We start from the raw sequence: 21,187 nt of genomic DNA, 5'->3' as shown, positions 1-21,187 counted from the left end.
AAGAAGATGGCATATACAGAAGATGATTTAAAGAAAGAGCTCGACAGTAAAGAGTACAAGTATGGATTCTATACCGATATTGAATCTGATACTTTCCCTGTTGGGCTTAATGAAGATATAGTACGCGCAATCTCCCTCAAGAAAAATGAGCCGGAATGGATGACCAACTGGCGCCTTGAAGCTTTTAGGGCATGGCAGCAGATGATAGAACCAGATTGGGCTAACGTACATTATAAAAAACCCAACTTTCAGGACATTTCCTACTATTCTGCGCCTTCAAAAAAGCCAAAATACGACAGCCTTGATGAAGTTGATCCGGAATTACTGGACACTTTTAAAAGACTTGGAATTTCTCTTGATGAGCAGAAAAAATTCGCAGGAGTGGCGGTAGATGTCGTAATGGATTCAGTTTCTGTGACCACAACTTTCAAAAAGACTCTTGGCGAAAAAGGAATTATTTTCTGCTCGATGAGTGAGGCCATTCAGGAGCACCCGGAACTTGTGAAAAAATATCTCGGAACTGTAGTCCCTCAAAGGGACAACTTTTATGCTGCATTAAATTCAGCAGTGTTTAGTGATGGGTCCTTCTGTTACATTCCGAAAGGTGTAAGATGCCCAATGGAATTGTCGACATATTTCAGGATTAATCAGGCAGGAACCGGCCAGTTTGAAAGAACTTTAGTGGTTGCCGATAAAGGCAGTTATGTAAGTTATTTAGAAGGTTGTACTGCGCCATCGAGGGATGAGAATCAATTACACGCTGCAGTTGTTGAGCTGATTGCTCTGGATGACGCCGAAATAAAATATTCAACTGTCCAGAACTGGTATCCCGGGGATAAAGAAGGAAAAGGTGGAGTATACAATTTCGTTACCAAACGCGGAATTTGTGAAAAGAATGCCAAGATTAGCTGGACCCAGGTGGAAACCGGTTCGGCAGTGACATGGAAATATCCGAGTTGTATTTTGAAAGGTGATAATTCGGTAGGAGAATTCTATTCTATTGCGGTAACAAACGATTATCAACAGGCAGATACCGGAACAAAAATGATCCACATTGGGAAAAACACCAAAAGCACAATCATTTCAAAAGGTATATCGGCAGGAAAAAGCCAGAACAGTTATCGGGGACTTGTACAAATCAATAGTAAAGCCGAAAATGCCCGAAATTTTTCACAGTGTGATTCCCTTTTAATGGGTAACAAATGTGGGGCGCATACTTTCCCATACATCGAGACGAAAAATAAATCGGCTAGAGTAGAACACGAGGCAACCACCAGTAAAATTGGTGAAGACCAGATCTTTTACTGTAACCAGAGAGGAATCGACACCGAAAAAGCCATTGCTCTTATAGTAAACGGTTTTAGCAAGGAAGTACTAAATAAATTGCCAATGGAATTTGCAGTGGAAGCACAGAAATTACTGGAAATTTCCCTTGAAGGATCTGTAGGATAAGAAGTTATGAGATTAGTTTATTTAGCATTACTGGCAGTTGTTTTAACGTTCGCGGGGTGTGGAGAAGAGTCTGCGCATGAAGAGATCGAACAGCAAACTGAGGTGATCAAGGACAGTATTCCTACAATAAACGGAGATTTTATTTTTCTTTCAGATGCTGGAGTACTAAAGGGTAAAGATTTTATATACGGGGTTCAAATGGATTCCATAAGCCGCAAACTGGCGGATAGTGTGGCCCCGTTTAAAAGGGATGAATTTGACATGATTCCGGTAAAGGTAAAAGCAAAAATAGTTCAAAATCCCGGGCAGAATGGTTGGGAAGAGCTGGTTCAAATTAAAGAAATCCTGGAAATTTCAGCCAAAGTTCCCGACACTGCAAGTACTCCAAGATTAAAAAAAGACATAGATAAACCCTGAAACTTCAGGAAATATAGAAATTATGCTTAAAATAAAGAATTTACACGCCAAAGTTGAAGGTCTTAAAATATTAAAAGGCATTGATCTCGAAATAAATGCGGGAGAAGTACATGCGATCATGGGGCCTAATGGTTCCGGGAAAAGTACACTTTCTTCTGTAATTGCCGGAAAAGAAGAATATGAAGTGACCCGCGGAGAAATCATTTTTGAAGGGGAGGAACTTACCGAATTTGATCCTGAAGAAAGAGCTCACAAAGGTGTATTTCTTTCTTTCCAATATCCGGTGGAAATTCCCGGGGTCACAGTGACCAATTTTATGCGTACTGTGATCAATGCCAACAGAAAAGCCAGAGGCGAGAAAGATATGCCGGCTAACGAAATGCTGAAGAAAATCCGTGAAAAATCTGAACTTTTAGAGATCGATCGCAAATTTCTTTCCCGCTCGCTTAACGAAGGTTTTTCCGGAGGGGAAAAGAAAAGGAATGAGATCTTTCAAATGGCGATGCTGGAGCCAAAACTGGCTATCCTTGACGAAACAGATTCAGGTTTGGATATTGATGCTCTTCGAATTGTGGCCAATGGGGTCAACAAACTCAGGAGACCAGATAATGCCACTTTGGTAATTACGCACTATCAAAGGTTACTGGATCATATCATTCCAGATTTTGTACACGTGATGCTTGACGGTAAAATTGTAAAATCTGGTGGAAAAGAACTGGCTTACGAGCTGGAGGAAAAAGGTTACGACTGGATTAAAGAAGAAGTAGGAGCGTAAGAACGCAGGAGAAAAACCTTTTAATTTTCCCCTTTTTGGGGAGTAAGAAAAAAGAACAATGGAGCTAAAAGATAAATTGCTTTCCTCATTTCTGGCTTTTGAAGAGAATGTGGATATGCATACAGACATCCACGAAATAAGAAGCCGGGCAATCAAGGATTTTGAAGAAAAGGGATTTCCCACCAGGAAGCAGGAAGCATGGAAATACACTTCGTTAAACAAGGTATTGAAGCATGATTATACAGTGTTTCCAAAAAAAGAGGACACCATTGATTATCGGGATGTTGAGAAATATTTTATTGATGACATTGATACCTATAAAATAGTTTTTATAGACGGAATTTATGCTTCTCATTTGTCGGCAACAACACACGAAAAGATTGATGCCTGCCTTATGTCTTCTGCATTAAACAGTTCGAAGTACAAGCCGATTATTGACAATTACTTTAATACTGTAGCGCCAAAGGAAAGCCTTACTTCGCTCAACACAGCATTTTCAAGGGAAGGCGCCTTCATTAATATCCCGAAGAACACGATGGCCGATAAGCCTATCCAGGTGATCAATTTTTCTACAGGAAATGAGTCGGCACTTTTGGTACAGCCAAGAAACCTTATTGTCGTGGGGGAAAATTCTCATGTACAGATCATAGAGAGGCATCAAAGTCTTACAGATCATCCTGTTTTGACGAATTCGGTAACTGAAATTTACGCCGACAAACGTGCTATTGTTGATTACTACAAGATCCAAAATGACAACCACCAGGCTTCATTGATCGATAATACATTCATTGAGCAGCACCGGGAAAGTAATTGTTCAGTTCATACTTTTTCCTTTGGTGGAAATCTTACGCGTAACAATCTCAATTTTTATCAAAAAGGAGAGCGTATAGATTCTACTTTAAAGGGTATTACAGTAATCGGGGGAAAACAGCATGTAGATCATAACACACTTGTGCATCATATCGAACCTAACTGTGAAAGTCACCAGGATTATAAAGGGGTTTTTGGAGAATCTTCTACAGGCGTCTTTAACGGAAAGATCATTGTAAATAAGGAGGCTCAAAAAACCAATGCCTTTCAAGCTAACAATAATATTCTCCTTGATGATAAAGCGACGATTAACTCTAAACCACAACTGGAGATCTTCGCCGATGATGTGAAGTGCAGCCACGGCTGTACTATTGGACAATTGGACGATGATGCCTTGTTCTATCTTCGTTCCCGCGGAATCCCCCTTAAAGAAGCCAGGGCACTGTTAATGTATGCCTTTGCCAATAATGTATTGGAGAGTGTGAAAATTCCCGAACTTAAGGCGAGGATCACCAAAATAATTGCTTTAAAACTTGGCGTTAATGTAGGCTACAGCTTATAGCCCCAATTTAAAATCATTTTAATGAAAGTTGCCTCTACCAAAGTTAATTTTGATGTCGAATCTATCCGAAAGGATTTCCCGATCCTCTCCCGCGAGGTGAATGGAAAACCCCTGGTTTATTTCGACAATGCGGCAACATCGCAAACTCCGCAGCAGGTAATAGATGCCATAGTTGACTATTATAGCCGCTATAATGCAAACATTCATCGCGGGGTACACACCTTGTCACAAGAAGCTACAGACGCTTATGAGCAGGCAAGAATTAAGGTGCAAAAGCATTTTAACGCGGATAAATCACATGAGATCATATTAACGTCGGGAACTACACACGCGATTAATCTTGTTGCCAGCGGATTTTCTTCCCTCCTGAAGGAAAACGAAGAGATCATAGTTTCGGCCCTTGAACATCACAGCAATATTGTTCCCTGGCAAATGCTCTGCGAGAAAACCGGTGCAAAGCTGAAGGTTATTCCAATGAATGACAACGGTACCCTAAACATGGAGGAGTATGAAAAACTTCTTTCTGAAAAGACAAAGCTTGTTTTTGTAAATCACGTTTCCAATGCTTTGGGTACCATAAATCCTGTTGAGGAAATTATCCGGAAAGCTCACAATGTAGGTGCCGCTGTTCTCTTGGACGGAGCCCAGGCAGCCCCACATATTAAGGCCAATGTCCAGGAGCTGGATGTGGATTTTTACGTGGTTTCAGCTCACAAAATGTGCGGACCTACAGGAGTAGGAATGCTCTATGGTAAAGAGGAGTGGTTAAAGAAACTACCCCCCTACCAGGGCGGAGGCGAAATGATCGCCACCGTAACCTTTGAAAACACTACTTACGCAGATCTTCCTCACAAATTTGAAGCCGGTACTCCGGATATCTGCGGCGGAATTGCCTTTGGAGCCGCTTTGGATTACATGAATGCCATTGGCTTTGAAAATATCGCTACATACGAGCACGAATTGCTGGAATATGCTACAGAAAAGCTTCTGGAGATAGAAGGACTGAGGATTTATGGAACTTCCGCAGAAAAAACGGCAGTCATATCTTTTAATATAGGAGACATTCATCCATACGACATAGGAACTATTATCGATAAATTAGGTATCGCCGTTCGTACCGGTCACCACTGTGCGCAGCCTGTAATGGATTATTATAAAATTCCCGGTACAGTAAGAGCTTCCTTTTCATTTTATAATACTAAAGAGGAAATCGATAAATTTATAGAAGCCGTTAAAAGAGCAAAAACAATGTTATCTTAAAAGATCAGGTTATGAGGAAAATCTTGTTTTTCATATCTTCCCTGATACTAATTTCATGCGCAAATGCAGCAGATACTGTAGCAGAAGAACCTTTGGATGGAGATTACAGGGTTACAGAAATTAAGGGGGATCAATCCCTGCCCAACGATATAATTTTTAATTTTAGTCCTGTGGGTAACAGACTTTCGGGAAATGCCGGGTGTAATAGATTTTCAGCTCATTATAATCAGCAGGGAAACAATGTTGAATTTTCCACCCCCATGAATACAAGGAAATTTTGCGAGGGGAAAATGGAAATTGAAAAACAAATTCTCTCTTCCCTTGAAAAGGCTTCCCGGCTGGATCATAATGGGAAAGAAATTGTCGTTTTTTCTAACAATGACGTACCTTTAATGACTTTAATAAAAATTGACCAAAGTGAGTAATATCAAAGAAATACAGGATGAGATCGTGGACGAGTTTGAAATGTTTGACGACTGGATGCAGCGGTATGAACACATGATCGAACTTGGAAAGTCTCTTCCCCTCATTGAGGAAAAATATAAAACTGAAGATAACCTCATAAAAGGTTGTCAAAGCAAAGTGTGGGTCCACGCTAATCTCGAAGGTGACCGCCTGATCTTTACAGCCGACAGTGATGCAATCATCACAAAAGGAATTATTGCTATTCTCATTAGAGCCTATTCCAATCAACATCCGAAAGACATTATTGAGGCAGATACGACATTTATCGATGAGATAGGATTAAAGGAACATTTATCACCTACCCGTGCCAATGGCCTGGTAAGTATGATAAAGCAGTTAAAAATGTATGCTGTGGCATATCAAACGCAATTGAATTAAAATGGAACACGCACAGAATTCGGAAGTTTTGGGAGAAAAAATTGTAACGGTACTAAAAACCATTTACGATCCCGAAATTCCTGTTGATATATACGAACTGGGATTGATTTATGATGTGATGGTAAACGAAGACAACGAGATCAAGATCCTTATGACACTTACCACTCCTAACTGTCCGGTAGCGGAATCACTACCTATGGAAGTGGAGGAAAGAGTCAAATCCATGAACGAAGTAAAGGATTGCGAAGTGGAGATTACTTTTGATCCTCCCTGGAGCCAGGATTTAATGAGCGAAGAAGCTAAACTGGAGCTCGGAATGCTTTAATCCAACACCTAATTGATCTCAACTTTGATGTCTGAAGAAATTGTAAACCGGGTAGCCAACAGCAAACTTGTGACCATTGACCTGGAGGAACTTTATCCTGCAGGCGAGCGCGTGGTTTTTGACATAAAAGACTGGCTTTTGGAAGGGCTTGTTCTAAGGGAAAAAGACTTCAGAGCCACTGCAAAAGCCTATGACTGGTCACAATATGAAGGAAAATATGTTGCTCTTACCTGCTCCACAGATGCTATAATTCCCGGATGGGCTTACATGCTTTTGAGTACCTATCTCGTTTCGTTTGCGAAGAAGGCGGTAGTAGGAAATTTAGAAACCCTGGAAACAGTACTTTATACCGAAGTTTTAAAGGAACTGGATGTTTCTAAATATTCAGATCTACCGGTGATCATTAAAGGCTGCTCGAGGAAACCCGTGCCTCAGAATGCATATTTATTATTAATTAATAAACTTCAGCCGGTAGCCAGGAGCATCATGTATGGTGAAGCTTGTTCTTCTGTGCCCCTGTTTAAGAAACAATAATGATCATTAGAAAGAGATAAAGATCCTTTTGCTAAAGGACTAGAAAAGAAATTTAAACCTTCATAAAAACAATTTTTTAATAAAACTCTTCTAAAGCAGTATAGACTTAAAATTCCTGCGAATGTTTAAAAAATTACTATTCATTTTTTTATTTTTTAATGTTTTTTCGGTTTCGGCCCAGGAAGGGGAGGAAACAGAAGAACAGCAAGAAGGTTGGACTACAGAAGGAAATGTTCAACTCCTTTTTAACCAATCAGCTTTTAATGAAGAATGGGCCGGGGGAGGAACTTCAAGTCTCGCAGGAAATCTTACTTTCAATTACGGCTTCAATTACCTGATGGATGATATCACCTGGGACAATAAAATCTGGGCCACCTATGGACTCACCAAAATTAAAACCGATGAATTTATCAGGAAGACCAGTGACAGGTTTGAAATAAACTCAATTGTGGGAAAACAGATCAAAGAAACCAAGTGGTTTTATTCATTTTTCGCCCATTTCCAGTCGCAGTTTGACAGTGGATATGTTTTTTCCGAAAATCCTGAAACAGGAGAGATTACTCGCACTGAAAACTCCCATTTTTTCTCCCCGGCCTTTTTAAAATCCGGACCCGGAATTGGTTGGCATAAAAGTGACGATTTGCATTTTAATATCGCACCGGCAACTTTACGGTTTATTTTTGTGGATGGTGATTTTACCAGTGCCCCGGGATATGTCGATGGAGATTACTATGGAGTTGATAAAGGAGAAACCATGCGTTTTGAATTTGGTGCTTCCTTAACGGGATACGCAAAAGTTGAACTGGTTGAAAACGTCTCTGTAGCAAATTCTCTAAGCCTTTATTCAAATTATCTCGATTCTCCCGGAAATATAGATATGGATTACCTGATGGAACTTAATATGGCTATTAATGATTTCCTTACTGCCAGTTTAATTTTTCAGGCAATCTACGATGATAATACTGTAGGTGCTTTCCAATTAAGGGAAGTCTTTGGTGCCGGTATTACCTATACCTTCTAAAAAGGGTATTTTTAAAAGAAATCTTCAGCAGCTTTATTTTTGGCGAATGTTTAAGACCGCCGTTTAGTACTTGTTTCGGCTTGTACTAATCATTTGTGTAACTTTGTGGATATAGCCAATCTTTTATGTTAGAAAGAAACGATTTAGAATACGAAAAAGTAGTTTTAATTGGGATCGTCACCCGGGAGCAAAACGAAGAAAAGCTCGAAGAATATCTTGACGAACTTGAGTTCCTGACCTACACCGCAGGAGGGGAAGTGGTGAAGCGTTACACCCAAAAAATGAAGCGCCCGGATCCGAAAACCTTCATAGGTTCCGGGAAAATGGAAGAAGTGCGGAACTACATTAACGAAAATGAAGTTGGAACTGCCATTTTTGATGATGAACTCTCCCCGGCCCAGCAAAAAAACATTGAACACGTTTTAAATTGTAAGGTGCTGGACAGAACAAACCTTATTCTAGACATTTTCGCCCAGCGCGCCACTACAAGCTACGCCCGTACGCAGGTAGAACTGGCACAATATCAATATTTACTGCCCCGCCTTGCCGGGATGTGGACTCACCTTGAACGCCAACGAGGTGGTATTGGAATGAGAGGACCCGGGGAAACAGAGATCGAAACTGACAGACGTATTGTACGTGATAAGATCTCCCTTTTAAAGAAAAAGCTGGAGACCATTGATAAGCAAATGGAAGTGCAACGAGGTAATCGCGGACAGCTGGTGAGGGTTGCCCTGGTGGGTTATACCAATGTGGGGAAATCAACTTTAATGAATGTAATAAGCAAGAGTAAAGTTTTTGCTGAAAACAAATTATTTGCGACCCTGGACACTACGGTAAGAAAGGTGGTGATTAGAAATCTGCCTTTCCTACTTACAGATACCGTTGGATTCATCCGGAAGCTGCCCACTCAACTGGTAGAGTCTTTTAAATCTACACTTGATGAAGTTCGGGAGGCAGATCTATTGTTGCACGTAGTGGATATTTCGCATCCTCAGTTTGAGGATCATATTGCTTCGGTAAATCAGATCCTGGCAGAGATTAAAAGTGCTGAAAAACCTACCCTAATGGTTTTCAATAAAATTGATGCTTATGAAGCTGAAAAGATTGAGGAAGATGATCTAATGACCGAAAAAACCAGTTCCCATTACACTCTGGCAGAATGGGAGAACACCTGGATGAATCGTTTGGGAGACAATGTTCTCTTTATTTCTGCACTTAACAAGGAGAACATGGAAGAATTTAGGAAAAAGGTGTACGATGCAGTTCGGGAGATTCATATTACCAGATTCCCCTACAACAATTTCCTTTATCCGGAATACGATACGTACACAGATGAGGAAGAATAATTTCTGAAAATGTGGTATTTTTAGGTATCTAATATCTTACCTATGAGAAAACTATTTTTTTTACCCATACTATTATTTTTTACCGTAAGTGCTGCCCAGGATCTGGAAGGTTCATGGCAACTTATAGAAATTAATGATCAACCGGTTAATGACCGGGAAACCGTACGGATCTATATGGACAATTATTTTGCTCAGGGCACCAGGGAAACCGGAACGAACAAATTTATAAGTGCGACCGGAGGTGAATATTCTTTTGATGAGATCTACAGGGAAACTTACGATTTTGATACGCAGGATACCTCTGTAATCGGGAAAACAAAAGATTTTGACACAGAGCTACAACAAAATTTATTTATTCTTACGGCTCAGGATGGCAGCACCTATACCTGGAAACGAATATCCCGTGAGTATGACGATTTATCCGGAAATTGGGTAATCACAGGCAGACAAAGAAACGGTGAAATGAGCCGCAGCACTCCCGGTGACAGAAGAACTATTAAAATCCTTGGTGGGGATCGTTTTCAATGGGTGGCATTTAATTCAGCAACAGGTGAATTTTCTGGAACCGGCGGTGGGACTTATTCCGCAGAAGATGGAAAATACATAGAAAATATTGAATTTTTCTCACGAGATGATAGCAGGGTTGGAGCCAGCCTGGGATTTGATTATGAAGTAAATGATGGTGAGTGGCATCACAGCGGAAAAAGCTCTAAAGGAGATCCTATTTATGAAATCTGGTCTCCTTATGCGGAGGCCTATAAGGAATAGATATTACTCTACTGAGGAAAGATTAAAAACCGCTTCGCTAAAAGAACCAAGAGCCAAGACAGATTCTGAAATAGAATCTTTATTTAAACATTTAGATCACTCCAGACCTCACAGGTTTCGGAGACCTGTAAGGTCTTTTCGTTTAACCCATCGCCAAAACTGCCTTTTCAGCACATTTCTCTCCATCGATAGCTGCTGAGACAATTCCGCCGGCATATCCTGCACCTTCTCCACAGGGATAAAGACCTTTTATCTGGACATGCTCAAGAGTAGCAGGATCTCTGGGAATACGCACCGGCGAGGAAGTTCTGGATTCAGTAGCGTGAACTACTGCTTCGTTTGTGAAGTATCCTTTCATACTTTTCCCGAATTCTACAAAGCCCTTCTGAAGGCTTTTGTGAACAAAACCAGGTAAAACTTCCCCTAGTTCAACCAAAGTTATTCCCGGTTTATAGGACGTTTCAGGAAGATTTCCCGAAATTTTTCCGTTACTGAAATCGACCAATCTTTGTGCCGGAGCGGTTTGGGTTTTTCCGCCGGCTAACCATGCTTTCTGTTCCACTTCCTGCTGAAATTTGAGAGCTGCCAGCGGTGAAGTGCCAAAAATGGCATAATCCGATGGTTTTATTTCCACCACAATTCCCGAATTTGCCGTCGCCTGATCTCTTTTGCTGGGCGACCATCCATTGGTTACAATCTCACCCGGAGAGGTTGCACAAGGCGCAATAATTCCTCCGGGGCACATGCAGAAGGAGTAAACTCCTCTGCCGCCAACCTGTTTTACTATGCTGTACGAGGAAGGAGGTAAAAACTCTCCCCGATTTGGGGTGTGATATTGGATCTGGTCGATCAAAACCTGTGGATGCTCCACTCTTACCCCCAAAGCGAAGGGCTTTGCTTCAATATGAATATTCTTATTGTAAAGCAGAAAAAAAATGTCTCTTGCCGAATGTCCGGTGGCTAAAATGACTTTTTTGGCAGTTATTTTTCTTCCGTCCAACAGAGTTACCCCCTGTATCTCTGCATCTTTTACCTGAAGATCGGTAACACGGGAGTTGAAAAGCACCTCTCCGCCATATTTTTTAATAGTTTTCGTTATATCCTGTATGATAGCAGGTAACTTATTGGTCCCGATATGTGGATGTGCCTCCACCAGGATTTCTTTTGTCGCTCCAAAAGCGACGAACAGTTCAAGAACCCTTTTTACATCTCCGCGTTTTTTGCTTCGGGTGTAGAGCTTTCCATCTGAATAAGTTCCTGCGCCGCCCTCTCCAAAACAGTAGTTTGAATCTTCATTTACAACATGCTCAATATTCAGCTTTTTGAGGTCCCGGCGGCGGGCGCGGACATCCTTTCCTCTTTCAATCACAATGGGTTTTTTTCCCAGTTCAATGCAGCGCAAGGCAGCGAAGAGTCCGGCAGGACCGGCACCCACTATGATCACTGCGTCGGCATTAGAGACATCTTTATATTCCGGAGTGGTGATCTTTTCTTCTTTAAAATCTTCCTGCAGGTATACCTGTACCTTCAGGTTTACCTTGATCTTTTTCTGTCGGGCATCAATGCTTCTTTTCAATACCTCCACATGTCTTATTTCAGAAAACGGAAGACCCTTTTCCCTGGAAAGATGGTGTTTTAAAGCATCAGCATTACCGGCAGTTTCAGGAGAGACCTGGAAAGAAAATTCTTGTTGCAACTGTTCTAATTTTCGTGCAAAGATAAGTTTTCTCTTTTTGTATTATTCTGCAGTGATCATAACATCATCCAGCTCATATATTCCATTGTAATAGGAGTGATCGCTGCCGGTGTACCTGAAGGCGACATGACCTTTTCCGGAGATGCAGGAAAGATCCACAAGGCCCGAAGAGATCCAGTCGCCAAAGAAGTCATTGTTCTGCGCCACATAAGCTGAAGGAAGGATTTTCCATTCGGCCTCCAGGAGGTTTTCTTCCATTCCATCCCAGTTAGTGGAAATAAGCACTTCCATAAAACTACCATTAGCCAAACTGGTGGAGGTTTTAAAACTTAGAACTTCTCCGCTATTGGTGTCAAAATTAATTTTGGGAGTAATCAACCAGCTTATACTACGGGAATCTCCCGAACCTGAAGGTCGCATCCTGGCCGAGCGGCCCAAAGAGGCATTCGCTCCACTTGCCGTAAAAGCTTCCCACGCACGAGATCCCTCCTGAATAATGTTTTTCCAGCCTTTCCCTTCCACCGGTTTATTATTCTTTTGGGAGCTAAAGTCATCTTCAAACAAGATCTTACTACCGGTTGAAGTAGCCAGACCACAATCAACTACTTCTGGATCACAGCGAGGACTTTTTCCAAAGTCAATATCTCCCGGAAAGTTCATGTAGATGGTATAAAGCTCATCGTAAAAATCCCGGGTCAATATTCCTCTCACATTGCCTGAACCTGAAGGCAGTTTTAAAGCTGCAAAATCGGCATAAGTACTGGTGCTTAAGATGAAAGGGAAATCTCCCTTACAGCTCTCCACCAGTCTTTCCCCATCAAATTCATCGTTCTGTTCGGCAGCATAAGTTGCAGTTCTTTGAGGATCGGTCAGGAGTTTATTGAATTGCACATTATTGATTTGCACATAGAGATTTTCCAGATTGTCATTAAATTCTGAAGCTTGTATAACTTTAGGTTCGATTTCCACAACTTCAGAACTTCGGGTAAGATGGTGAGAAACCATCGACTGCGGAATATTTACAATTTGCTGCCCCTCAGCCACACCCAGAGCAGCAACTCCATTAGCCAGACCCACACTTAGGCCGTTAAGGTTGATGTAAATTTTTCTTCCGAAGTTATAGAACTGATAATATGAACCCATATTGACTTTGATATTAATACCCGCTGTTGGATCCTGTGGTTTATCCTGAACTACCAGTTCCTTGTAAAAATTTCCTGCCTCGTCGCTGGAAACCACATACGCCTCAAGTATCAGGTCCTGATCAAAGGTTACCACCCTCTCCTGATCTTGAAAAAATAATCCTAAAACAGCCTGCAGGTCCATATTAGTTTCTACACCGGGATCCACGGATGATTCAGGTATTGAATAATCATCTTCGGGTGCACAGGCACTTAAGATCAGCAAGCTCAAAAATGGCAAAATTCGTTTCATTTTTTCAAAATCTATAGTAAACATGAGCGTAGTAGGTGGTACCGGGCCCAAACCAGTATTTGGATCCGAAAATTGGTTGCTCTCTTTCCATATCGGCTTTAAGCAAATCATAATTAACATTTCTGGATTGTTCATAGCCACCAGTTTTATAGGTAGAATCCAATATGTTGTTCAAGCTGCCAAAAATGCCAACAAATTTATTCTTAAGCCTCCAGGATTTACCGCCTACAAGGTTTACCAGCATATAACTTTCGAATTCCTCCTGCCGCAACAGTCTTTGAGCTACCCTCTCATCATAATGATTAAATGGAAGACCATCTACATCGGTTTTAAAATTTTGGGTTCTGGGCAGGGGTGCCACATCAATAAATGTCTTCGAAAAGAAGTTCGCAGAAGCTGAAATCCACCAATAAGCCGGATCCCGGTATTCAAACCCCGCCTGGACTACCCGCTGAGGTCCCCCGGGAAGTCGGTAACCTTCTAATGATGTTTTGCCCATGTGCCTCACCTCCGTAAAATCATCAGAGGTTAGATACACCTGTGGATTATTATTATAAATGTATTCTCCAACAGACCCGGCGGTGCGAATTTTAACTGTAGTGGTAAGCGGAATTTCAAGACCAAACTCAAGGCCAATGTGTCTTTTGTCAATCCCGGTCATTACTTCCTGAACAAAGGCATTCGTCACCTCCCTTCCCGATCCCGAGAGACCATCTGCATAATAAAACGATACTTCTGTCACATCCTTAAAAGTGCCATAAAAACCGGTAATTCTTCCGGTAAGGAAAGGTGAACGAACCGTATAACCGGCATCGGCCGTAAAAATTTTCTCATTTCTTAAGCCTGTTACCACGTCATTGTTCTGCCTCGCATTTGAAAAGGTATTCCGTAGAGCCGGTGGTTTTGTAAAATATGCCAAATTGGTGTTTAGATAATTCCTGCCGTTTATCTTATACGTTATACCGCCTTTTGAACCATAATTTCCGAAGTTCAGCTCATTGCTGTTGCCGAGAGAATTGTCAGGGAAATTACCGTTCTGGAAGTAACCTGTTCGTTGGTAGGAAATAAAGGAACCCTGCGTTGCTACATAAGTTTCTATTTTTCTGAAATTGAATTCTGCCTGAAGAAATCCTCCACCATTGGTTGCGTTAAGATCATAATGGTATTTAAAAATATCACTCTCTGCTACTAGTTTATTGATATTTTGAAGGTCATTCTGGGCTTCAGTGCCTTTTGAAAAAGAATCAACATCAAGAAAAGCAGCAGCTCCAAAAAGATCGAGGATCGATGCAAAGTTTTCGCTGTTAAGTTGTCGGAAATTTAGTGCTCCAGTAAATACCACCTGAGAAGACAAGGAATACCTGAAATTTGAACTGGCAGTGAATTGTCGGTCGTCTGTCCTGTCCTCATAAAGTGCATAAATGGCATTGCCACCCCCAACTGTAGCCGCTTCATTGGCAAGATATAAATCCTCCCAATTAACCTGTCCCTAGTTGCGAAAATTCTGTTCGGCCAAATAGGCTCCCCGAAAATCAGGATTATTTTCCAACCTGAGGAAGTATGAAGGCAACTTCTGGTAGTAAGCAGGATCTGGATTACTGCCAACACCTAAAAATATGCTTTCGGAACCGGAATTATACAAGCGGCTGCCCCCATAATCGATCCTGCTGTTTCCGGTTGTACCAAATTGGTAAGCCACACTGGAATTTATTTCCAAATCCTCTGAAACTGCCCAATAATGGTTAATCATGAGAACAGGCTCCTCTACTTCCCTTATTCTCGAGTTTCTAATTTCTCCATTCTGCCAGCCCCAATACGAGTTATAAGTATTTCCCTTAATTTCATAAACTTCCTGAGTATTGGGAGAATTTTTACCTCTTTTATTCGGCGTGTAGAACCCGGTAAAGTTCAGGCTATGTGAATCATTAAATTTCTTTTCTACTGAAGCGAAAAAAGAGTTCGCATCATAATAACTACCTTCAACAAACCTTTGTTGAGCGAATCTTCTTGACAGGGACAAAGAATAGGCCCACCCGGAGGGTAGTAGCCCGCTGTGGTAACTCCCCATTGCCCTTCCTGAATAGGAACGATTTGCCACTGCATAGGAAAATTTACCTCCATTTTGATATTGTGAGGCCCGCATAATGATGTTAGTTGTACCTGCCGGGCCGCCGAAAGAAACATCGGAAGGGGTAGTACTTCTAGAAAATTCCTGGTTTCTCTGTACATCATTCAATCCTCCCCAGTTGCTCCACAATGGTCTTCCATTATATATTTTATTCATTTCCACACCGTTTATGAGTACCTTCCCATATTCACTATCATAGCCCCGGGGCCTGAAAAAAGCAGGGCTAAAATCAAAGGCCGCGGCATTGAGAAACACATCTTTGGAAGCTTGTAAAAGGCCGGAAATATTTGCGTAACCCCCGTCTTCATCGAGTTCGTGGTCGGCCAGGGAAATAATTTCTGTTTGCTGCTGCATCTCGGGCAGATTGGGTTCCAGTTCGATCTTTCCCAGATCAATACTTTCAGAATAAATCCTCACAGGAAAATGCTTCTCAAAAAAAGCATTTTTGGAAAGTGATAGAATGTGCTCTCCCTGCGGAAGTGTTCCAGACAAAGAGAAGTTTCCATCAACATCTGTACTTGCCTCTAAAGTGGTATTAGAAAGCCTCACAGAAACTCCATACAGAGGCTTTCCTGAAATCTGGTCAATCACAGTACCTTTAAGTTCCTGACTAAAAGCAGCAGGTATGGAGAAAAAAAGAAAAGGAAATATTATCCTCCCAAAAGAAAATATTTTCATAAAACATTACGGGGGAGGCATTTAGGGCGCAATAATACATTTATTATTTTATCTTTGACCACCTCCCCATAATATTTAACAAATTAAAATTCAGGTGGTTAATAATATTATCCGGACTCTCATTCTCTTTTATTTTTCAAGTATCTTTTTTACTGCTTTCGCACAGGAAGTAAAAGATTTCAGTGTGGTAAGTATTGCTTTCTATAATGTAGAGAACCTCTTCGATACTCAAGATGATCCTCAAATTTTCGATGAGGATTTTACCCCGACAGGAAAGAACAGATGGACAGAGGAATTGTATTATAAAAAGCAGGAGAACCTTTCCTTTGCTATAAATAGTATAGGTAATGATCAAATAAAGGCTCCCCCTGCAATCTTAGGTCTGAGTGAGATAGAAAACCTGCAGGTGTTAGAAGACCTCGTCAATATGCCTCTTTTGGCTCCCTACGATTATCAGATAATTCATTTTGATTCGCCAGATGAAAGAGGAATAGACGTGGCCCTTTTATACAGGCCGGATATATTTGTGGCAGAGAATTCGGTTAATCATTCTCTTTTGATCTATGATCGTAAAAGCACTTCTAAAAGAGATTATACCCGGGACCAATTAGTGGTAACGGGATCTTTGGATGGGGAGGAAATCCATGTTGTAGTGAACCACTGGCCATCCCGAAGCGGTGGTGAAAAGGCGAGCAACTACAAGAGGGAAAATGCGGCAAAGCTGAATAAAAATATTATAGATTCTCTTCATAGAAAAGATCCTTACGCCCGGATTATCAATATGGGGGACTTTAATGATGATCCACATGATAATAGTCTCAAGAAAATATTAGGCGCAAAGGCAAGAAAGGAACAGGTCGAATTTGGAGGTTTATATAATCCCTTTGCTGCAATTGCTTTACGCGGAACAGGAACTTCGGCCTACCGTGATCAGTGGAATTTTTTTGACCAAATTATTTTGTCTCAATCTCTAATAGAAAAAGACCCTTCAAAATTTACATTTTTCAGGGCCTATGTATTTAATCCGCCATTTCTGGTTACTGCTAAAGGACCCTATAAAAATTATCCTTTCCGCAGCTTTGGCAGTTCAGGGTTTACGGGGGGATTTAGCGATCATTTCCCCGTGTACATCCTGCTAATAAAGGAATTAGACTAGAACCAGGCAGACCATGGAATCCTCGAAAGAACAAAAACCAGGGCAATTCCATAGAATATCCCAAGGGTTTTAAATTTTTGATTAGACAGGCGCTTGTTCTTATGCTTTGAATAACCAATCGTGATCAATATAAGGGCGATGATCATCATAAGTGGGTGTTCGACCAGGTAGAGGCGCAAAGTTGAATCCCCCATGACTTCACCCATCCCCGCCTCACCAAAAGCCTGAAAATAAGGTGAAACAAAGTAAAGAACTAGCCCGATTAATAGTTGGATATGTGAGACAATAAGAGTAAACAACGCCAAGCGAAAATCTGTCGCTCCATATTCCTGCTTTGAGGAAATACCTACGATAAATTTTACAGTTGCGATTATGAGGACCAGGAGGACCAGGTATGCCCACCAGGAGTGGAGAAAGGAAACAGTTTCGTACATAATTATTGGTTTTGGGTAAAGATAACTTTTTTGAATAAAAAAACCGCTCCATTATTGGAGCGGCTTCAATATAGAATTTTTACTCCCACAGATTTTCTGCTTCAGGACCATCCCAAATGAGCGTGGCGAAGTATGGATTATCAATAAACGGATTGCGGTTACCCTGTGCTCCTTCAATGATCTCCTGCCGTTGCATTTCAAAAGCAGAAACGGGATCCTCGACGTTCCATTTCAGGAACATTTCAAGATTCCCAACATCCGAAAATGGTTCTCCGTATTTTAAATGCACATACAATACTATCCTGGCGACATCGCCCTTCCATTCATCTCCGGGATACCAGCTGTTCTCATTTACAAGTTTGGCGTCACCACTTCCTTCAGTAAATGGATAATAAGATCTGGCCTCATTAATTTCAATATCGGCCACTCTCATAAGGTGCATGTCATTTTTTGCTTCTTGTGAAGCTAATCTCGACTGAGGATATATATGCTCTGTATTAAAAGTTTCTCCTTCGCTCACGTCACCTTCCTGATATTCTGACCAATGCCTCAATTCACCAGTATACATTAGCACAACATATTCGGGATCTGAGAAACTGGCATCTGCATCATAAAGATAATCATGACGCATATAGTATTCTAATTTATTCACATGTTGCTCTTCAGTAAGATTGGCAAGTTCCGATTTTAAAAGATCCGGGTTCTGCGAAAGGATAGCTTCGGAATAATAATCCTGCAGATCTGCCGGAATATTAAACGCCACTTCCTCAACAACAAAAATTGCTACTGTTGCAGTAGAACAGGTTGGATTCGGACTATCATCATCGCAAATCTCATAGGTAAAGCTGTCTTCTCCTTTAAAGCCGGTCGCTGTACTGTAAGTTACCGTACCATCATTATTTAAAACGACAGTACCATTACTGCTAGCTGCATCTATTGAAGTAAGCACAGCATCATCTGTCAAATAATCATTTGATAATAAGTTTGAAAATACTACTCCTGTAGCTCCAACGTCTACCACTACTTCATCATTCACAGCTACAGGTGAACCTTCGTCAACAACAGTTATGGTAATCGTTGCGGTAGAACAGGTAGGTTCTTCGTCATCATCACAGAGATAATATTTAAAGGTGTCTTCACCTGCAAAACTCTCATTGGGAATATATTTTATACTTCCATCATTTTCCAGAGTAACAACTGCATTTCCGCTTTCACTTACAATGGAAGTAACAGCTGCGTTATCCACTACTGTATCATTTGACAAATGATTTTTAATAATAAGCTCTTCATCTTCTCCTGTTTCATAAGCGTCATCTACAGCCACAGGTGAAGCAGCAGTAACTTGTATATTCACAGTTGCTGTTGAACAATTGGGTGTAGAAGCGTTATCACAAAGGGTGTAAGTGAAAGTATCTTCCCCTATAAAATCCTGAGGGGGATTATAGGTATATGATCCATCTCGATTGTCTACGACAGTACCACCTTCTTCAGTCTCACTATCAAAATTGGTAATCCTGGCATAATCATAGACTGTATCATTGGTGAGAAGTTCAGTCATTCTGACGGAACTATTTTCTATAGTGGTAACCTCGTCATCAACAGCAACAGGTAGTTCTTCTGCCGGGGGATCAATTGGTGGTGCTAATTCGGTAATATCATCTTCATTACTACAGCCTATTATTACAAACACTACTGCCAAACACAATAATTTTCTCATTTCTCTCATTTTTCCGCTTTTTCCAAATATTAGAAGTATATTTTATAAATAAAAGCCTCTCACCTAAAGAAGTGAGAGGCCTTTTAAATTTACGATTATTCTCGAATTCTCCTATTCATTTAAAACCCATTCACCATCCTGATAAATCACGCTGAGAGATTCTCTGTCAAGCGAACCAGTGTACGTCGCAAAATAAACCACATATTTTTGACCTTCTTCAGGATTAGGTTCTAGATCATTTAATACAATTGTTATCGCCTCTAGCAGCATTTCATCACTCCAATAATCTGTACTACCCGGAATCCTATTAAAACTTCCAAAATATCCGGCATTATCTGCAGGATCAGGGTATACGTCAATTAGCGCATCTCCGACAGTTTCAAAATCTGCTTCAGTTAAAGTGTATTCGATGGTATTATCTGGTTCCCAAGTTATACCATTATGTCCAAATTGAAGACTTTCTTCAATGACGCTTGGCACAAGAACGAACTCTCCATCTTCAAATATGAAATTTGCGTATCTAGTATTGGTAGAGCCACTATAGAACTCATATGCCACTGGAATTATGTCACCTTCTTCTGCATAAGGAAATTGAAGTTCTAGGTAGGTAGCAAGTTTATAAATAGCTTCATCCTGATCGTCAAAGTTAGGAAATCTTTGTCCCATTGCGACGTAATCTTCAGGCTGTACAGTCACTGGTAATCTCCAGTTATTATTTAAAAAGGAATAACCAGTAGTTTGCTCAATCGTAGAAACAAACGCTTCCTCGTCTACAACAAATTCTCCATTTGATAAAACTAAAGAAATTAATTCTTCGCCTGATGACCCATCATAAGTTCTATAGGTAACGTCAAATTTTTCACCCTCTGTAGCGTTTGGATACTTTTCATTTAATAAATAGTTCAAAGCTTCAAGGATCATATCATCACTCCAATAAGCCGCATTACTACTTCTTCTTTCAAAGTTGCTATACTGGGCCGCACTTGAAGCAGGATCTTCATATTTATCAGCAAACTCAGCTCCTATTATATCAAAATCATCGTTTGAAACATCATAAGCGGTACCACCTGCAAGCACATAAGCATTGCCATCGAAACGCACATTCATACTTTCGGTTCCTGCATCCCCATCATAAATAGGATACGCGACACTATATGTTTGCCCCTCGATATCATCAAATTCATCTGAAAGAACCACATTAATGGCCTCTAGAATCATTTCATTACTCCAGTACGCATCTCTTCCTTCTCTTCTATCAAAATTATTAAAGTTGGCAGCACTTGAAGCAGGCTCAGGATAAGCATTCTCCAGTTCATCTTCTATCAAGTCGAAATCACCATTAGTAAGGGTATAGGGAATCTCTGTTGCCAGAACATTATATGTAAGCTCCACAAATGTACCTTCACTGACTTCAGGAAATTGGTATTCAAGAAAATTTTCAATTTGTCCAAATCCTGTGAAATATTCTACATCAAGACCAATTGCTTCATATCCCGCAGAAGTAACTGTGTCCTGTTCAACTACAAGAGGTGAATAGACGTTAAAAGTTACCAAAGCTAGAGAACCACTTCCCCAAGCGGGATAATTGGCAGATAAAAACTGCGGTATTAATGCTCTTGCGTCCTCAACAGAATTAAAATTCGGGAAACTTAAACCTAGACCACCTTCTTCTACATCTGTCGTATAATCATCTTCAGTTAGTTCGATAGCAACTGCACTTTGTACAATAGGCTCACCTAAAGTCGAATCTACTTCATTGTGGATATCTTCCATGGGTTCACAGCCTGTGAGAGACAGCCCAAGGAACATAATTAATAAATAAGTTATT

The 21,187-nt window shown here is 40.8% G+C and carries 20 protein-coding genes; 13 read left to right on the top strand and 7 right to left on the bottom strand.

Features of this window, described 5'->3' with window-relative positions; translation table 11 throughout:
* Nucleotides 1-6: 6 nt before the first annotated feature.
* From sufB to H148_RS0105570, 12 genes are all read left to right on the top strand, one after another.
* Nucleotides 7-1,452 carry a Fe-S cluster assembly protein SufB gene (sufB, locus tag H148_RS0105625; RefSeq protein ID WP_029033934.1) on the top strand — a complete coding sequence of 482 codons (1,446 nt, stop codon included), beginning with the start codon at nucleotides 7-9 and terminating at the stop codon, nucleotides 1,450-1,452.
* Nucleotides 1,453-1,458: 6 nt separating this feature from the next.
* Nucleotides 1,459-1,869 carry a hypothetical protein gene (locus tag H148_RS17305; protein WP_051286231.1) on the top strand — a complete coding sequence of 137 codons (411 nt, stop codon included), beginning with the start codon at nucleotides 1,459-1,461 and terminating at the stop codon, nucleotides 1,867-1,869.
* Nucleotides 1,870-1,891: 22 nt separating this feature from the next.
* The gene (sufC, locus tag H148_RS0105615; protein WP_029033933.1) at nucleotides 1,892-2,644 is read left to right on the top strand and encodes a Fe-S cluster assembly ATPase SufC; all 753 of its coding nucleotides are present in this window, start codon (nucleotides 1,892-1,894) and stop codon (nucleotides 2,642-2,644) included.
* Between the two features lie 58 nt (nucleotides 2,645-2,702).
* The gene (gene sufD, locus H148_RS0105610) at nucleotides 2,703-4,016 is read left to right on the top strand and encodes a Fe-S cluster assembly protein SufD (RefSeq protein WP_029033932.1); all 1,314 of its coding nucleotides are present in this window, start codon (nucleotides 2,703-2,705) and stop codon (nucleotides 4,014-4,016) included.
* 21 nt (nucleotides 4,017-4,037) lie between these two features.
* Nucleotides 4,038-5,276 (top strand): aminotransferase class V-fold PLP-dependent enzyme, encoded by a 1,239-nt coding sequence (locus H148_RS0105605; protein ID WP_029033931.1) that lies wholly within the window; start codon nucleotides 4,038-4,040, stop codon nucleotides 5,274-5,276.
* Between the two features lie 11 nt (nucleotides 5,277-5,287).
* Nucleotides 5,288-5,701, top strand: coding sequence for an META domain-containing protein (locus tag H148_RS0105600; RefSeq protein ID WP_029033930.1), 414 nt, complete (start codon nucleotides 5,288-5,290; stop codon nucleotides 5,699-5,701).
* On the top strand, nucleotides 5,694-6,119 hold the full coding sequence (locus H148_RS0105595; RefSeq protein ID WP_029033929.1) for a SufE family protein: 426 nt from the start codon (nucleotides 5,694-5,696) through the stop codon (nucleotides 6,117-6,119). The genes H148_RS0105600 and H148_RS0105595 overlap by 8 nt, the downstream gene beginning before the upstream one ends.
* 1 nt (nucleotide 6,120) lies before the next feature.
* Nucleotides 6,121-6,444, top strand: a complete 324-nt coding sequence (locus tag H148_RS0105590; RefSeq protein ID WP_029033928.1) for an SUF system Fe-S cluster assembly protein — start codon at nucleotides 6,121-6,123, stop codon at nucleotides 6,442-6,444.
* A gap of 27 nt (nucleotides 6,445-6,471) precedes the next feature.
* Nucleotides 6,472-6,978, top strand: coding sequence for a DUF2480 family protein (locus H148_RS0105585; protein WP_029033927.1), 507 nt, complete (start codon nucleotides 6,472-6,474; stop codon nucleotides 6,976-6,978).
* A 121-nt stretch (nucleotides 6,979-7,099) separates the two neighbouring features.
* Complete coding sequence (locus H148_RS0105580; protein ID WP_029033926.1) at nucleotides 7,100-7,999, top strand: DUF3078 domain-containing protein; 900 nt, start codon at nucleotides 7,100-7,102, stop codon at nucleotides 7,997-7,999.
* Between the two features lie 125 nt (nucleotides 8,000-8,124).
* Nucleotides 8,125-9,348 carry a GTPase HflX gene (hflX, locus tag H148_RS0105575; protein WP_029033925.1) on the top strand — a complete coding sequence of 408 codons (1,224 nt, stop codon included), beginning with the start codon at nucleotides 8,125-8,127 and terminating at the stop codon, nucleotides 9,346-9,348.
* 42 nt (nucleotides 9,349-9,390) lie between these two features.
* Entirely contained in the window at nucleotides 9,391-10,116 is a 726-nt protein-coding gene (locus H148_RS0105570; RefSeq protein WP_029033924.1) for a hypothetical protein, read from the top strand.
* A gap of 142 nt (nucleotides 10,117-10,258) precedes the next feature.
* On the opposite strand, the gene H148_RS0105565 is transcribed toward H148_RS0105570, so the two are convergent.
* The 4 genes from H148_RS0105565 to H148_RS18805 form a co-directional block, all read right to left on the bottom strand.
* A complete protein-coding gene (locus tag H148_RS0105565; protein WP_029033923.1) occupies nucleotides 10,259-11,812 on the bottom strand; it encodes an NAD(P)/FAD-dependent oxidoreductase in 1,554 nt (517 codons plus the stop codon).
* 42 nt (nucleotides 11,813-11,854) lie between these two features.
* Nucleotides 11,855-13,246 (bottom strand): DUF5689 domain-containing protein, encoded by a 1,392-nt coding sequence (locus H148_RS0105560; RefSeq protein WP_029033922.1) that lies wholly within the window; start codon nucleotides 13,244-13,246, stop codon nucleotides 11,855-11,857.
* Between the two features lie 4 nt (nucleotides 13,247-13,250).
* Nucleotides 13,251-14,600, bottom strand: a complete 1,350-nt coding sequence (locus H148_RS18810; protein WP_245583391.1) for a TonB-dependent receptor — start codon at nucleotides 14,598-14,600, stop codon at nucleotides 13,251-13,253.
* Nucleotides 14,601-14,735: 135 nt separating this feature from the next.
* Entirely contained in the window at nucleotides 14,736-16,052 is a 1,317-nt protein-coding gene (locus tag H148_RS18805) for a carboxypeptidase-like regulatory domain-containing protein (protein ID WP_245583390.1), read from the bottom strand.
* Nucleotides 16,053-16,146: 94 nt separating this feature from the next.
* On the opposite strand from H148_RS18805, the gene H148_RS0105550 reads away from it, so the two are divergent.
* Nucleotides 16,147-17,208 (top strand): endonuclease/exonuclease/phosphatase family protein, encoded by a 1,062-nt coding sequence (locus tag H148_RS0105550; RefSeq protein WP_245583389.1) that lies wholly within the window; start codon nucleotides 16,147-16,149, stop codon nucleotides 17,206-17,208.
* Here the strand turns inward: H148_RS0105550 and H148_RS0105545 are convergent.
* From H148_RS0105545 to H148_RS0105535, 3 genes are all read right to left on the bottom strand, one after another.
* Nucleotides 17,205-17,642, bottom strand: a complete 438-nt coding sequence (locus H148_RS0105545) for a hypothetical protein (RefSeq protein WP_029033920.1) — start codon at nucleotides 17,640-17,642, stop codon at nucleotides 17,205-17,207. The genes H148_RS0105550 and H148_RS0105545 overlap by 4 nt on opposite strands.
* Before the next feature lie 79 nt (nucleotides 17,643-17,721).
* Nucleotides 17,722-19,359: an Ig-like domain-containing protein gene (locus tag H148_RS0105540; RefSeq protein WP_029033919.1), complete on the bottom strand. Its 1,638-nt coding sequence runs from the start codon at nucleotides 19,357-19,359 to the stop codon at nucleotides 17,722-17,724.
* A gap of 111 nt (nucleotides 19,360-19,470) precedes the next feature.
* Nucleotides 19,471-21,168, bottom strand: coding sequence for a hypothetical protein (locus H148_RS0105535; RefSeq protein ID WP_245583388.1), 1,698 nt, complete (start codon nucleotides 21,166-21,168; stop codon nucleotides 19,471-19,473).
* Nucleotides 21,169-21,187: the final 19 nt, after the last annotated feature.

The sequence above is a fragment of the Salinimicrobium terrae DSM 17865 genome (assembly GCF_000424665.1).
Lineage (GTDB): Bacteria > Bacteroidota > Bacteroidia > Flavobacteriales > Flavobacteriaceae > Salinimicrobium > Salinimicrobium terrae.
This window is presented reverse-complemented; position numbering and strand designations above follow the sequence as displayed.